The sequence below is a fragment of the Paenarthrobacter sp. AMU7 genome (genome assembly GCF_041200195.1).
Taxonomy (GTDB): Bacteria; Actinomycetota; Actinomycetes; order Actinomycetales; family Micrococcaceae; genus Arthrobacter.
This window is the reverse complement of the sequence record NZ_CP165735.1, coordinates 1166589-1179659: the sequence shown is the minus strand read 5'-3', so window position 1 is coordinate 1179659 and position 13071 is coordinate 1166589. Positions and strand designations below refer to the sequence as shown.

Sequence of the window (13071 nt, the reverse complement as noted above, 5' to 3'; positions counted from 1 at the left end):
ACGTGCAGGAAATTAGCTTAGGCTTACCTACATGTCTGCTCTCCCCGTGACTTCGTCCGCCACCCGTACAACCCGCCCGCAGGTCACCCTGACAGTCCTGCGGAATGAACGCCTTTCACCGCATATGGTGCGGATCGTGGCCGGCGGACCAGGGTTCAGTGACTACACGAACAACCAGTACGTGGACCGCTACGTCAAGATCGTCTTCCCCCAGCCGGGCGTCGAGTACGAGCTTCCGCTGGACCTGTGGGCCATCCGCGAGACCATGCCACGGGAGCTGTGGCCGCACACCAGGACCTACACCATCCGCTGGGTGGACCTTGAAGCCCAGGAACTGGCCATCGACTTCGTGGTGCACGGCGACGAAGGGCTGGCAGGCCCTTGGGCGGCCGCAGCAGAACCCGGCGACTCGTTGGTCTTCACAGGACCTGGCGGTGCCTACAACCCGGCCCCCGACGCCGACTGGTACTTGTTCGCCGGCGACGACGCCGCGATCCCGGCCATTGCAGCATGCGTGGAGGCTCTTGCCCCTGATGCCCGCGGAACGGTGTTCCTGGAAGTGGACAATGAGGCCGACATCCTGCCGATCTCCGCCCCCGCCGGCGTGAAGCTGCACTGGCTGCAGCGCAACGGGGTACCCGCGGGCTCCAGCGACTTGCTGCTCGAAGCCCTGCGCACCACTGAATGGCTGCCCGGCCGGGTGGACGTTTTCGCCCATGGTGAGCGGGGTTACATGAAGGGCCTCCGTGAGATCTTCTTCGTCCAGCGGGGATTGGAGCGTTCCCAGGTGTCACTGTCCGGCTACTGGGCACAGGGTCGCGTCGAAGAAGTGTTCCAAGCGGAGAAGAAGCTTCCGGTCGGACAGATCTAGGTTCGGCGCAGGTACAACTTCAGCACTTAAAACACGAACGGCGCCGCCTCATGGCAGCGCCGTTCGTAGTGTTCCACTTATCGCCTGCGGACCCTGCGCCGCTCGTTGCTGGACAGGCCCTTGGTCAATGGCCGGGCGAGGTTGTCGCCGAGCACGATGCCCGCAGCCACACCAAGGACAATCGCCCCGGCGTTCAGCATGCCACCCGCACCGAGCAGAATGTCTCCCTCTTCGACGGTCAAAACATACATTGACCGGAATATGGTGAGGCCGGGAAGCAGGATCAACGCGGCCGGAACCGCAACCACCAGCTGCGGTGCTCCGAGTTTGAGCGCCACCACACGTCCCAGCAGGCCAATGACCACCGCGGCGACCGCGGGTGACAGGCGATCGCCGAGCCCGGCGGCCCCAGCCCCCCACAGAACGAAGAAGCCCACAATGCCCACTGCCGCCGTCGGGAACAACAGGCGCAGTTGCGTTTGTTCGGTGACACCGATGGCCACCACCGCGATCGCGATCAGGATCGCCTGACCCCACAAGGGATACGCATCGGGGAAGGTGTCCGTGACGTCCAGGACCTCGCTGCCAATCAGTGTTCCAACCACCACGGCGACGCCGATACCTGCCACGATGGCACCGAACGTCAGCGCCGTGGAAAGGAATCGGCCGGCCGCCGTCACCGGGAAGCCGTTGATCGCATCTTGGACAGACGAGACAAGTCGACCCGTTGGCAGCAACAGCAGGATTCCGCCGGCAACCACAATGGACGGAGCAATGTCCACACCCGCCCACCGCAGCATCAGCGCGATAAAGGTGACCAGGAACGCGCACGCCATGGTGTTGAAGAAGTCCGCTGTCCGCCACCGTGCAAGCTGGCGTGAGAGCAGGCTGATCAGGATATTGGAGCAGAAGGCCACCGCGGACGCGCCCAGGCCACCTCCCAGGACGCCCACGAAAACTGCGGAGAAGATGCCGAAGGCAATCGTGACCATCCAGCGCGGGAAAGGCTTGGCGCTGCGGATGATTTCGTTCAAGCGGCGTACGGCTTCATCGCGGCCCACTCCCCCGGCAACTATGTCAGTCACCAGCTGGTGCACCTGCGCCAAGCCGGCGTAGTTGTTGGTCCAGGATCGAACAACACGCAGCAGCGTGATGGGCGTCTGGTCCTTGGGAGCGTAGTTGATGGCCACCGACTGGTTGGTGATGTCCACTTCGACGTTCTTCAGGCCCAGGGCAGCCGTCACCGCGATCATGCTCGTCTCAACTTCAAGGGCGCCCGCTCCATAACGGAACATGACCTCCGCCAGATGCAGGGCGAAGTCGATGGTTTTGCGGGCCGAAGCATCCACTCCCACTACCTGGATGGTGGGGTTGGCATAAGGGCTTCCCGCCAAACGGTCCACGATGTTCATGGGCGCCGTGGGCGGGCTGTCACCTTGGACAAGACGCATGAGCATACGCTTGGCGTTGACGTTTTGCCGGACCTGGGATGGCCTGAGCGGCTGGGTTTTGGGCAACCCGTCAGTATGGGGCCTGCTGGCGGACCCGTCGGGGCGTTCAGTCACGCGGTGATCCTCCCTTGGCTTGTTTGATTAGCGGTTCCTCCGAAATTTTCCTACTACCGGCAATTTCTCCAGTGGCAATCGTCCCAGTACTGTCTGGGCAGCCCCTGCAAGCTTCCTGACCACGCGGTAGGCGTTGAAGATGAGCGGGTTCACCGGTGTAACGAAGTCCCCCACCAGCTGGACCACCTCGCCCCCGAATCCCTTCTTGAATTCGTAACCGCCGTGCCCGGTCTCGTCCTGGCCTTGGATGCCGAACGTGCCGTAGAAGTTGTAGCGCGAGTATCCGTTGTTGAGCGCGTGGAGCATCATGCCCCAGTACAGGGACGTAGCGCCATTGAAGTAGATATAGTCCTGCACGGTGCCGCCAATGACGCACACCAGTTCGTCGCCCGAGCATGCGAAGTGGATGGCAGCCACAGTGGCCACGCCTACGGAGTCAGGGAAGCGTTCGATGTCCTTGAGGCTGCGCTCATAGCTGTCCACGAGGTCCTGGACTACCTTGACGCGGTTGGCCTTTTTCTTGCTGCCAGTCTCTTCGACTTCACGCTTGAGGTCTGCGAGGGTCTTTGATTCAGCCTCCAGCCGTTCCGTGATGGACGCCCGGTACTCAGGGATGTTGATCTTGGCCATCATGAGCTTGGTGAACTCGTCCGAAGTGTTGCGGAGCAGTTGCTCGTAGTACTCGCGTTCGCGGTACGTGAAGCCCTTCTCATCTCCAGCGGTACTCAGCGCGTTGTAGAACTCATCCAGCGTTTCCAGCGTGGCCTGTTCCAGGTACACACCGTTCTTCTCGGCTTTACGGATGGCCTTGCGGGTGCGGTAGTTCATGCCCATGATGAGCTCTTCGGAATCAGCAATCCCGTTGAGCTGTTTGACGAACATCCAGTTGATGTTGGCGAAGTTCATGTCGAAGCCTTGGTGCTTGAAGCCCAAACCCTCGAATTCCTTCAGCAGGGGACGGTTGTCCTCCACCTCGGGGTGCTCTGCGCCCTCTTCGTCGCGCGCGATGTACCGGATGTTGGGTGAGATCCGCAGTTCAGCGGCCTTCTTTGAGGCTGCATGCTTTTTCAACTGCTCGACGACGAAGCGCACCACTGTGGGGTCGCTGTAGTCCATCAGTGGTCCCTTGGCGCAGTCTGCGATCTTGTAGCCCAGGCGGTTGGACGAGTAGACGAGTTTTCCCGCAGCGATCAGGCTGCCGCCCTGCATGACCCCGAAGAGTTCCACTTCCTGGCCACGGGCACGCTGGAATCGCGTGAGGTCCATGGACTGGATGAAGCTTCCCTGTGGGTGTCCCTTGGCAAAGGTCTCGAAATCAGCGTCACTGAGAATCACGAATTCCATGGCGGTTCCAGCCTCAATCGGAGTCAAAGAAATTTCCTCACCTAAATGTAGATTTGCACCCGTTGGTGGCAGGGGCGGGCCTGAAGTTGCTTGGCTTGCGGGCTGCGGTGGCCGTCAGTAGAACTGGCCGCCGGTGCGCATGGTCTCGAGTCGGCGGAAGATTCGTTCCGCACCCTTGAGCCAAAGTTTGTAGCGGACAGGTCCCAGGACGAGGTCGTAGCAGCCCACAAAGTCCGTGACGGTTTTGGTGAAGCTTGTCTTGAACGATCCAAGGCCGTAGAGCGGGTGGCTCTTGTCCTTGATCCTTGCGGCAGGCGGCGTACCGCAGAAGTCGTACTCCACGCAGCCGAGCTCCTGCATGCGCTGGATCGCTGCCCACTGGACCAGATGTGAGTCGCCGTACTGCTTGCGGTTCTGGGTGGATCCGCCGTCCTTGTAGGTGGCCTTGGAGCCGTAGTTGATGACGAAAGCCCCCACGCTCGGTGCCCCATCTTCGTAGACGAAGAAGAAGTGACCCTGGCCCCGGCTGCAGAACTCTTCCCAAAACTTTGCGTAGTACTCGTAGCTCCGCAGTGGCATGGCGCCTTTAGCGTCCATGGTGTTCCGCATGAGGGCGTAAAGCTTGCGATAACTGTCCTCGCCGGGCTCTCCCTGCACAACCTCGCAGCCTTCGCGCTGCGCCCTGCGGACCGCATTCCGGGCGCGCGAGGAAATGCTGCGGAGGACCTCGTTGGCGGGCGCCGAGATGTCCAGCAGCGCGGTGGAATCGTTGGACTGGATGTTGGGCGCCTTGACCAGTCCTGCGGCCTTGAGTTGTGCCGCAACCTCTGGCGATTCAACGATGTCCGGCTCGATCTTGATGGTGAAGACGTTCATCTTCTGCTCCTTGGCCAAGGCGGAGATGGCCTTGAGCAGGGGGCTGATGTCATCCACGGCGGCAGCGTCCGGCCCCTTGATCAGGTACCAAAGCCGGCCCAGGACCGGGAACTTCTTCTCCAGGAGCAGGTTGTAGCTGGTGTAATCGGCGGTCTCCACCACCAGGCGGCGGACCAGCCAGCCGTTGCCGTCCTTGACGGCGGCGTAGGCGTCCGACTGCAGCATGTTGCCGCCGTTCGGATTGGCCGTGACGTGCTTGTCCCAGTTGTCGATTTCCTCGGCGGTGGCAAAGCGGGCGGTAAATTCTCGCAAGGTGGCCGTGTCCAATCTCAGGGGTTTGGTGCGGTGTTCAAAAGCGTGGTGCGCATGCGGACATGCAGCCCCAAGTCTATCGGGCCGGGAAAAATCTGCTGGTTGACGGGCAAACCCACAGTCCTGAGGTTGCCTACAACCTGATCTGGTCCGCGCTATCCAGCTGGATCGCCTTCGGCTGCCTGCCCAGTTCCCGCTGGCCGCTGACGAGCCGGTCCGCGTTGGTGAGCCTGCTGAGGCTCAGTCCTGTCAGGTCTGCTATCTGACCAATAGGAACCTGGAAGGTCCGGAACGGTCCCAGTGGAGGTGGCTCCCCCTCCAGAAGCTTCTGGTTGATGGCCCTCTTCAGTTCCACTTTGCCCAGCAGCGGCGACTGGTCAAGGACGAACCCCACGGCGGCCAGCTTGGCGTCGTTGGTCCAGGCCGCGATCTTCCAGAACTTTCGCGGGATCTGAACGCCCCGGTAGGGCTGGTCATCGTCAAGGAAGACGGGCCCGGTGAAAACACTGAGCTTGGCGTCGTGGGCATCGGCATGGCTCAGCACGTGATCCTCGAGGCCCACCCACAGCTCTTTGCCTTGGTTGAAGTCATCCACCTGCGGCGCAGCGTTGGTGAATGCAAACGTGTCCTGGTTGGCTTTCTTGGCCGTGGCCGCATCTCCCCACACCGGGTCCAGGCGTCTCACCAGGTGGCCGCGGTCGAACGCGTTGTTCTTGTAGACGTCCGGGCCTGCCTGCTGTTCCCTGGGAATCCTGTCGTCGAAATGCCAGGTGCCCTCACGGGCCAGTGGGTTCAGTTCCTTGCCGTGAATGTTGACCCCCACGATCGCCGCGAGTTTCCGGGCAGCCCGGAAACGCACGGAGAAGTGGACGTAGTCCAAAAGAATCGTCGTTGCCGACGGACTGGGCAGCTCGAGGCGTGCCCGCAAAAAATCCCTGTCGTATCCCCCGCTCATGGATACAGCATGGCACTAGGCACTGACAGTAAACAGACTCAGCATTCGACGACGTTGACGGCGAGGCCGCCCATCGCGGTTTCCTTGTACTTATGGGACATGTCCTTGCCCGTTTCCCGCATGGTCACGATCACCTCATCCAGGGACACCCGGTGCGTCCCATCACCCCACAACGCCATCTTCGCGGCGTTGATAGCCTTCGCCGCCGCGATCGCGTTCCGCTCAATACACGGAATCTGCACCAACCCACCGATCGGATCACACGTCAGCCCCAGGTTGTGTTCCATCGCGATCTCCGCGGCGTTCTCCACCTGACCCGGCGTACCACCCATCACCTCAGCCAACCCGGCAGCAGCCATCGACGACGCCGACCCCACCTCACCCTGGCAGCCCACCTCAGCCCCCGAAATGGAGGCCTGTTCCTTGTACAACACACCCACAGCACCGGCAGTGAGCAGGAACTTCACCACCACATCATCCCGATCCTCCTGGGAGGCCTGATCCATGCCCGGGGCATAATTCAACGCGTAATACAGCACCGCCGGAATGATCCCCGCAGCACCATTGGTCGGCGCCGTGACCACCCGGCCACCCGAGGCGTTCTCCTCATTGACGGCCAGGGCGATCAGGTTCACCCACTCCTGCCAATACTTCGGATCGTTCCGGTCCTTGTCCTCCTTCAGCAGCCGCTCCAACCAGTCAGGAGCACGACGCCGGACCCTCAACCCACCGGGCAACACACCCTCACGCTTCAAACTCGTTTCAACACAGGCTTCCATCACATGCCAGATATGCAGCAAACCCTCCCGGATCTCCTCCTCCGACCGGGACGCCCGCTCATTGATGAACATGATGTCGCTGATCCCCAAACCCTTGGACGCACACCGGCCCAACAACTCCGCCGCCGTCCGGAACGGCAACGGCAACTCCTTCTTCGACTCCTCCAACTCCTGCTGTGCAGCGTTCTCCTCACCCTCCCGGACAATGAACCCGCCACCGACCGAAAAGAACGTCGCCTCCCGCAAGGTGTTTCCCTCAGCGTCGGCCACGGCGAACTTCATCCCGTTCGTATGCCGCGGCAACACCGTCAACGGATGCAACACCATATCCTCCACCGCATACGGCAGCTCCACACCTTCACCGGACGCACCGGCCAGGTTGAGCTTCCCCGTCTCCGCGATAGCGGCCAACCGCGCTTCCACCTCGTCAGGCAGAATGAGCTCGGGGTGGTACCCCTCCAAGCCCAACAGTGTGGCAGTCATGGTCCCGTGGCCACGTCCCGTCGCAGCCAACGAGCCGTACAGATCAACCCGCAACGAGGCCACCGAGCTCAGGACACCAGCGTCCTTCAGCTCACCGGCGAACACAGCAGCAGCGCGCATCGGTCCCACAGTATGGGAACTCGACGGGCCAATACCCACGGAAAAAAGATCGAAAACACCAACAGCCATGGTCGGGATTCCTTAATACAGTTTGAAACGGTCCGGCAGATGGTCCTGCCGGATGGCCTCCCCCGCTTGTGGCGGAGATCGACCGAAGCACGACGCCGGATGGCCCCCAAAGGCGGCAACCCGGCGTCGCGAATTATTCAGTTACTACAGTCCCACGCTACGCCACTGGATGCGTGCCTGGGTTGCCCCCTGGAACGGGCGGCATTCCCCGGTTGGAGGAACCTAGGAGAGGTCTCCGCCATTCTTGGAGGCGTATTCCTCGGCCGAGAGCAGCGGGCCGTCGGACTCAGCAGCGACCTTGAAGAGCCAACCGGCACCATAGGGGTCATTGTTGATCAGGGCGGGGTCGCCGACAACAGCGTCGTTGATCTCGGTGACCTCACCGGTAACGGGCGAGTACAGGTCCGAGACGGACTTGGTGGACTCAACTTCGCCGCAGGTCTCGCCGGCGGTCACGGAAGAACCAACCTCGGGGAGGTCAACATACACAATGTCACCCAGTGCGTCGGTGGCAACCTCGGAGATGCCAACGGACACGAGGTTTCCTTCGCCGCGGGAGACCCACTCGTGCTCGTCGGAGTACTGAAGTTCGGGCGCTACTTTGGGCATTCTGTTTCCTTACTATGGTTGGTCAAAACTATGGCTGGGTCGGAGATAAGGCCCCGAATACTTCGGCAGGTGGCCCCCAGCACCTTAGCGGCTCACGAAGGGCTGGCAGGCAGACCCGGCTTATTTTTGGCGCTTGTAGAACGGCAGCGCGACGACTTCGAACGGCTCGCTCTTACCGCGCAGGTCAATGTCCAGGGCGGTACCAAGCTCTGAATGCTCGACGTCGACATAGGCCAACGCTACCGGGTAACCGAGCGTCGGGCTCGGCTGGCCGGACGTGACTTCGCCAACCACTGCGCCGTCCTTGAGGACCGGGTAGTGTCCGCGTCCGGCGCGACGCCCCAGGCCCTTGAGGCCAACGAGCTTGCGCCCGCTGGTGGAGCCGGCACCGTCGGCCTTCAACGCCGCGAGTGCGTCCTTGCCAACGAAGTCGCCTTCCTTGGACAGAGCCACCACGGGCCCGAGCCCTGCTGCGAAGGGGTTGCCTTCACGGGAGAGCTCGTTGCCGTAGAGGGGCATGCCGGCTTCGAGGCGGAGGGAATCGCGGGAAGCGAGGCCTGCCGGGGTAAGTTCGCCTTCTTCAGCGGCGTCGGCGATGGCCTGCCAGAGGGCGGCTGCGGAGTCGTTGGCAACGAAGATCTCAAAACCGTCTTCGCCGGTGTAGCCGGTGCGGGCCAGCAGGAGTTCCTGAGTGCCGCCGTCGACCGTGAACGGGACATCAACCGCCGCGTAGTACTTCAGTTCAGTGACCAGTGCGTGCTGTTCAGCCGGCACAAGGCGGAGGAGGATCGCTTCGGCCAGCGGCCCCTGAACAGCAATCAACGAGGTCTCAGCGGAAGCGTCTTCAACAACGACGTCGAACCCGGCGGCGCGTTCCAGCAGTGCTGAAGCAACAACCGCAGCATTGCCGGCGTTCGGAACCACCAGGAACTTCTGGTCACCCCGCCGGTACGTGATGAGGTCATCGATGATGCCGCCGTCTTCCTGGCAGATCAGCGAGTATTTGGCCTTGCCCACAGCCATGGCGGAGATCTTCCCCACCAGCGCGTAGTCAAGGAACGCTGCGGCCTCTGGACCGGTGACCCAGACTTCACCCATGTGGGAGAGGTCGAACAAGCCCGCGGACTTGCGGACGGCGTGGTGCTCGGCCAACTCGGACGAGTACTTCAGCGGCATCTGCCAGCCACCGAAGTCGGTGAAGGACGCGCCGAGCTTCTTGTGCTCTTCGTAGAGCGCGGTGTAGTTCTCAGACATGGAGTCAGTCCTTAGTTCTCAAAATCTTCGATCGGCGGGCACGAGCAGACCAGGTTGCGGTCACCGGCTGCGCCGTCGATGCGGCCGACGGGCGGGAAGTACTTGTCCTGCTTGAGGTGGTGGACCGGGAAGGCCGCCTGCTCGCGCGGGTACGCCCGGTCCCAATCAGAACTTACGACGGCGGCAGCCGTGTGGGGTGCCTTGCGCAGCGGCGAGTTCTCTACGGTGAATTCGCCGTGGGCAACCTGGTCGATTTCCTTGCGGATGGTGATCATGGCTTCGATGAAGCGGTCGATCTCCACGAGGTCCTCGGACTCCGTCGGCTCCACCATCAACGTGCCGGCAACCGGGAACGCCAGGGTGGGGGCGTGGAAGCCGAAGTCGATCAGGCGCTTGGCCACGTCCTCAGCGGTGACGCCGGTCTTGGCCGTCAGTTCACGAAGGTCCAGGATGCACTCGTGGGCCACGAGTCCGCCTTCGCCGGTGTAAAGCACCGGGAAGTGGTCGTTGAGACGGGATGCGATGTAGTTTGCAGCGAGCAGGGCCGACTTGGTTGCTTCCGTCAGTCCCTGGCCACCCATGAGCTTCACGTAGGCCCAGGAAATCGGCAGGACACCGGCGGAACCGAAGCGGGATGCGGAGATCGGGACGTCGTTGCCCTCGGTCCAGGAGGCTGCATCGCCTGGCATGAACGGTGCGAGGTGTGCCTTGGCAGCAACCGGGCCCACGCCCGGTCCGCCGCCGCCGTGCGGGATGCAGAAGGTCTTGTGCAGGTTCAGGTGGGACACGTCGCCGCCGAACTTGCCCGGCTGTGCAAGGCCAACGAGTGCGTTGAGGTTTGCGCCATCAATGTAGACCTGGCCGCCGGCCTCGTGGATGGCGTCGCAGACCTCGCGGACGTCGGCGTCGTACACGCCGTGCGTGGAGGGGTAGGTGATCATGATGGCCGAGAGGGCATCCCGGTGCGCTTCGATCTTGTTCTTGAGGTCAACGTGGTCGATGGTGCCGTCAGGCGCCGTAGCAACAACTACCACCTTCATGCCGGCCAGCACTGCCGAGGCAGCGTTGGTGCCGTGGGCAGAAGCGGGGATGAGGCAAACATTGCGCTGCTCATCGCCGCGGGACAGGTGGTAGCCGCGGATCGCCAGCAGACCTGCCAGTTCACCCTGGGAACCGGCGTTCGGCTGAATGGAGACCTGGTCATATCCGGTGATCTCGGTCAGCTGCGCCTCGAGGTCGGTGATGAGTTCACGCCAGCCCTCGGTCTGGGAATCCGGAGCGAACGGGTGGATGGAGGCAAACTCCGGCCAGGAAATGGCTTCCATTTCAGCGGTGGCGTTGAGCTTCATGGTGCAGGAACCCAGCGGGATCATGGTGCGGTCCAGCGCGAGGTCGCGGTCCGAGAGCTTGCGGATATAGCGCAACAGCTGCGTCTCGGAACGATGCGTATTGAATACCGGGTGCTGCATGAAGTCGCTGGTGCGCTCCACGGAAGCCTCAAGAGCGAAGCCTTCAGCGGCTTCGGAAACCGAAGCTCCGAAGACATCAAGGAGACCGCCGACAATCTCGGACGTAGTGGTTTCATCAACAGAGATGCCAACCGTGTCAGCGTCGACGCCGCGCAGGTTGATGCCCTTGGCCTCGGCGGCGGCGACGATCTCGCCTGCCTTGCCGGGAACGCGGACGGTGATGGTGTCGAAGAAGGATCCGTGCAGGACCTCGACGCCGGCAGCCTTCAGTGACGCTGCCAGGGTGCGGGCGTGGCCGTGCGCGGTTTCAGCGATCGCCTTGAGACCCTCGGGGCCGTGGTAAACGGCGTACATCGAGGCCACGATGGCCAGCAGTGCCTGCGCGGTACAGATGTTGGACGTGGCCTTTTCGCGGCGGATGTGCTGCTCGCGGGTCTGCAGCGCCAAGCGGTAGGCGGGGACACCGGCGTCGTCCTTGGAAACGCCCACCAGACGGCCCGGCATGGAACGCTCCAGGCCCTTTTGGACCGCCATGTAGGCGGCGTGCGGGCCGCCGAAGAACAGCGGAACACCCAGGCGCTGCGCGGATCCAACGGCGATGTCCGCGCCCTGCTCGCCCGGAGGGGTGATGAGAGTGAGGGACAGGAGGTCGGCAGCGACCGTCACCAGCGCGCCACGCTCCTTGGCCTCGGCGATCACAGCTGAGTGATCGAAGACGCGGCCGGAAACACCGGGCTGCTGGAGGACGACGCCGTTGATGTCACCTTCCGGGAGACCGAGCGAGAGGTCAGCAACCTCGACCTCAAAGCCGAGAGCCTCAGCGCGGCCCTTCACAATGGCGATGGTCTGCGGGAGGCAGTCTGCGTCGAGGACGGTCTTGCCATCCCGTGCACCTGCGGACTTATTGGCCCTGCGCATCATCAGGACGGCCTCGGCCACGGCCGTGGCTTCGTCCAGCAGGGAGGCGTTGGCGATCGGGAGGCCAACCAGATCCTGGACCATGGTCTGGAAGTTCAGGAGAGCCTCTAGACGGCCTTGGGAGATTTCCGGCTGGTAGGGGGTATAGGCGGTGTACCAGGCCGGGGACTCAAGGATGTTACGGCGGATCACCGGCGGCGTCACGGTATCGAAGTAGCCCTGGCCGATCATCTGGACAGCGGTCTTGTTCTTGGACGCAAGCTTGCGGAGCTCGGCCAGAACCTCAACTTCGCTCAAAGCGTTCTGCAGGGTGAGGGCGACGTCCTGGCGGATGTCGTTCGGGACGGCGGTGTCCACCAGCGAATCAACGGTGTCGTAGCCGACGGACTTGAGCATGGTCTCAATGTCGGCTTGGCGGCGGGCGCCAATATGCCGATCAACGAAGGTGGTGGAGGCAGAACTAACCGTCACGAAGGAACTCCATTACTTGGGCGGCGTTTGGGTACGCCACAGCGGCTGGGTTCCTCCCCGCTCTGTATTGGACCTGAGAGTTTCCGCGCGTTGCGTGAACAACCATCGCTTGCACCGTCGGTGAGCACAGCACTCTTTCACCCTTGAGGTGGGCAGAATGCCTGCTGCTTTCCAGAGTTGCCTCGCCGCGGCGGTGCGTGGGCCTGAGAGATTCCTGGGGAGGGTTTGCTCCTACGGCGCCTGCATCACATGCTTGCAGGACTCTCCCGCCGCAGATCAAAGGCATTTTCAGTTATGTATGACCCCGATCAGGGCAGGCCACAGGGGTTAATTGTCCTACGTCACGGTCGCCGCCGCAAATGGACTGCCCGTTACTTCCTCAGCCGCTCGAGGACACTGAGCAGGATTTCGACGTCGGCCTCCCGCCCGGCATTGCCGCCCTCTTGCCCGCCCTCGAACATCGCGTTGAAATAGAGCCCGTCACCCATGTAACTGACTGCCTTGGCAACCTCTGGGCCGACGTCCTCGGCGAGCACGTCCAGCCACCGCTGTTGAATGGCGGCGAATCTGCGACGCGTTTCCTCGTGGGCCACTTCAGCCAATCTGGTGACTGCAACAAAAGCCCGGTCCATCGGCGTGTCCGCCCAGAGCGAGGAGCGAATGAAGTAGGCGGCGGAACCATCGGGCGACGCCTTCATCAGCTCCGTGTCCTCGTCGGCCAAGAGATCCAGCCGTTCAAGCAGGGCCGTGATCAGTGCTTCCTTATTGGGGAAGTGGTAGAGCAGCCCACCTTTGGACACCCCTGCGCGCTTGGCAACGGCGTCGAGCGTGGCAGCTCGCTCCCCCACCTCGATGAGGAGGGCTTCGAAAGCATCCAGGACGGCGTCCCGGGCAACTGGTTTTCGTGGCATGTGTCCATCATTCCCTAAAGGCTCGCCGGGTTGTATTTGAAACTGTACCGTCTGGACGGTATAGT

Annotated in this window: 10 protein-coding genes and 1 riboswitch; of the genes, 1 reads left to right on the top strand and 9 read right to left on the bottom strand. The window is 62.4% G+C overall.

Features of this window, described 5'->3' with window-relative positions; translation table 11 throughout:
- The first annotated feature begins 31 nt into the window (after positions 1–31).
- Positions 32–871: a siderophore-interacting protein gene (locus tag ABQM86_RS05560; protein WP_369746118.1), complete on the top strand. Its 840-nt coding sequence runs from the start codon at positions 32–34 to the stop codon at positions 869–871.
- A gap of 77 nt (positions 872–948) precedes the next feature.
- On the opposite strand, the gene ABQM86_RS05555 is transcribed toward ABQM86_RS05560, so the two are convergent.
- The 9 genes from ABQM86_RS05555 to ABQM86_RS05515 form a co-directional block, all read right to left on the bottom strand.
- Positions 949–2436: a threonine/serine exporter ThrE family protein gene (locus tag ABQM86_RS05555; RefSeq protein ID WP_207596559.1), complete on the bottom strand. Its 1488-nt coding sequence runs from the start codon at positions 2434–2436 to the stop codon at positions 949–951.
- A 27-nt stretch (positions 2437–2463) separates the two neighbouring features.
- Complete coding sequence (locus ABQM86_RS05550; RefSeq protein ID WP_369746635.1) at positions 2464–3780, bottom strand: peptidoglycan bridge formation glycyltransferase FemA/FemB family protein; 1317 nt, start codon at positions 3778–3780, stop codon at positions 2464–2466.
- 114 nt (positions 3781–3894) lie between these two features.
- Positions 3895–4983, bottom strand: a complete 1089-nt coding sequence (locus ABQM86_RS05545; RefSeq protein WP_369746117.1) for a lipid II:glycine glycyltransferase FemX — start codon at positions 4981–4983, stop codon at positions 3895–3897.
- A gap of 118 nt (positions 4984–5101) precedes the next feature.
- Positions 5102–5923, bottom strand: a complete 822-nt coding sequence (locus ABQM86_RS05540; protein ID WP_280627051.1) for a DNA/RNA non-specific endonuclease — start codon at positions 5921–5923, stop codon at positions 5102–5104.
- A gap of 38 nt (positions 5924–5961) precedes the next feature.
- Positions 5962–7374: an L-serine ammonia-lyase gene (locus ABQM86_RS05535; RefSeq protein ID WP_280627050.1), complete on the bottom strand. Its 1413-nt coding sequence runs from the start codon at positions 7372–7374 to the stop codon at positions 5962–5964.
- Positions 7375–7596: 222 nt separating this feature from the next.
- Complete coding sequence (gene gcvH / locus ABQM86_RS05530; protein ID WP_280627048.1) at positions 7597–7983, bottom strand: glycine cleavage system protein GcvH; 387 nt, start codon at positions 7981–7983, stop codon at positions 7597–7599.
- Positions 7984–8103: 120 nt separating this feature from the next.
- Positions 8104–9237, bottom strand: a complete 1134-nt coding sequence (gene gcvT, locus ABQM86_RS05525; protein WP_280627046.1) for a glycine cleavage system aminomethyltransferase GcvT — start codon at positions 9235–9237, stop codon at positions 8104–8106.
- Positions 9238–9248: 11 nt separating this feature from the next.
- Positions 9249–12095 carry an aminomethyl-transferring glycine dehydrogenase gene (gene gcvP, locus ABQM86_RS05520; RefSeq protein ID WP_369746116.1) on the bottom strand — a complete coding sequence of 949 codons (2847 nt, stop codon included), beginning with the start codon at positions 12093–12095 and terminating at the stop codon, positions 9249–9251.
- A 181-nt stretch (positions 12096–12276) separates the two neighbouring features.
- Positions 12277–12374: riboswitch (glycine riboswitch) on the bottom strand.
- Positions 12375–12466: 92 nt separating this feature from the next.
- Entirely contained in the window at positions 12467–13006 is a 540-nt protein-coding gene (locus ABQM86_RS05515; RefSeq protein ID WP_369746115.1) for a TetR/AcrR family transcriptional regulator, read from the bottom strand.
- Positions 13007–13071: the final 65 nt, after the last annotated feature.

What these genes read in the sequence shown, in the direction of transcription:
- ABQM86_RS05560 (WP_369746118.1), top strand. Translation starts at nt 32, where the DNA reads ATGTCTGCTCTCCCCGTGACTTCGTCCGCCACCCGTACAACCCGCCCG.
- ABQM86_RS05550 (WP_369746635.1), bottom strand. Translation starts at nt 3,780, where the DNA reads ATGGAATTCGTGATTCTCAGTGACGCTGATTTCGAGACCTTTGCCAAG.
- ABQM86_RS05540 (WP_280627051.1), bottom strand. Translation starts at nt 5,923, where the DNA reads ATGAGCGGGGGATACGACAGGGATTTTTTGCGGGCACGCCTCGAGCTG.
- ABQM86_RS05535 (WP_280627050.1), bottom strand. Translation starts at nt 7,374, where the DNA reads ATGGCTGTTGGTGTTTTCGATCTTTTTTCCGTGGGTATTGGCCCGTCG.
- gcvH (WP_280627048.1), bottom strand. Translation starts at nt 7,983, where the DNA reads ATGCCCAAAGTAGCGCCCGAACTTCAGTACTCCGACGAGCACGAGTGG.
- gcvT (WP_280627046.1), bottom strand. Translation starts at nt 9,237, where the DNA reads ATGTCTGAGAACTACACCGCGCTCTACGAAGAGCACAAGAAGCTCGGC.
- ABQM86_RS05515 (WP_369746115.1), bottom strand. Translation starts at nt 13,006, where the DNA reads ATGCCACGAAAACCAGTTGCCCGGGACGCCGTCCTGGATGCTTTCGAA.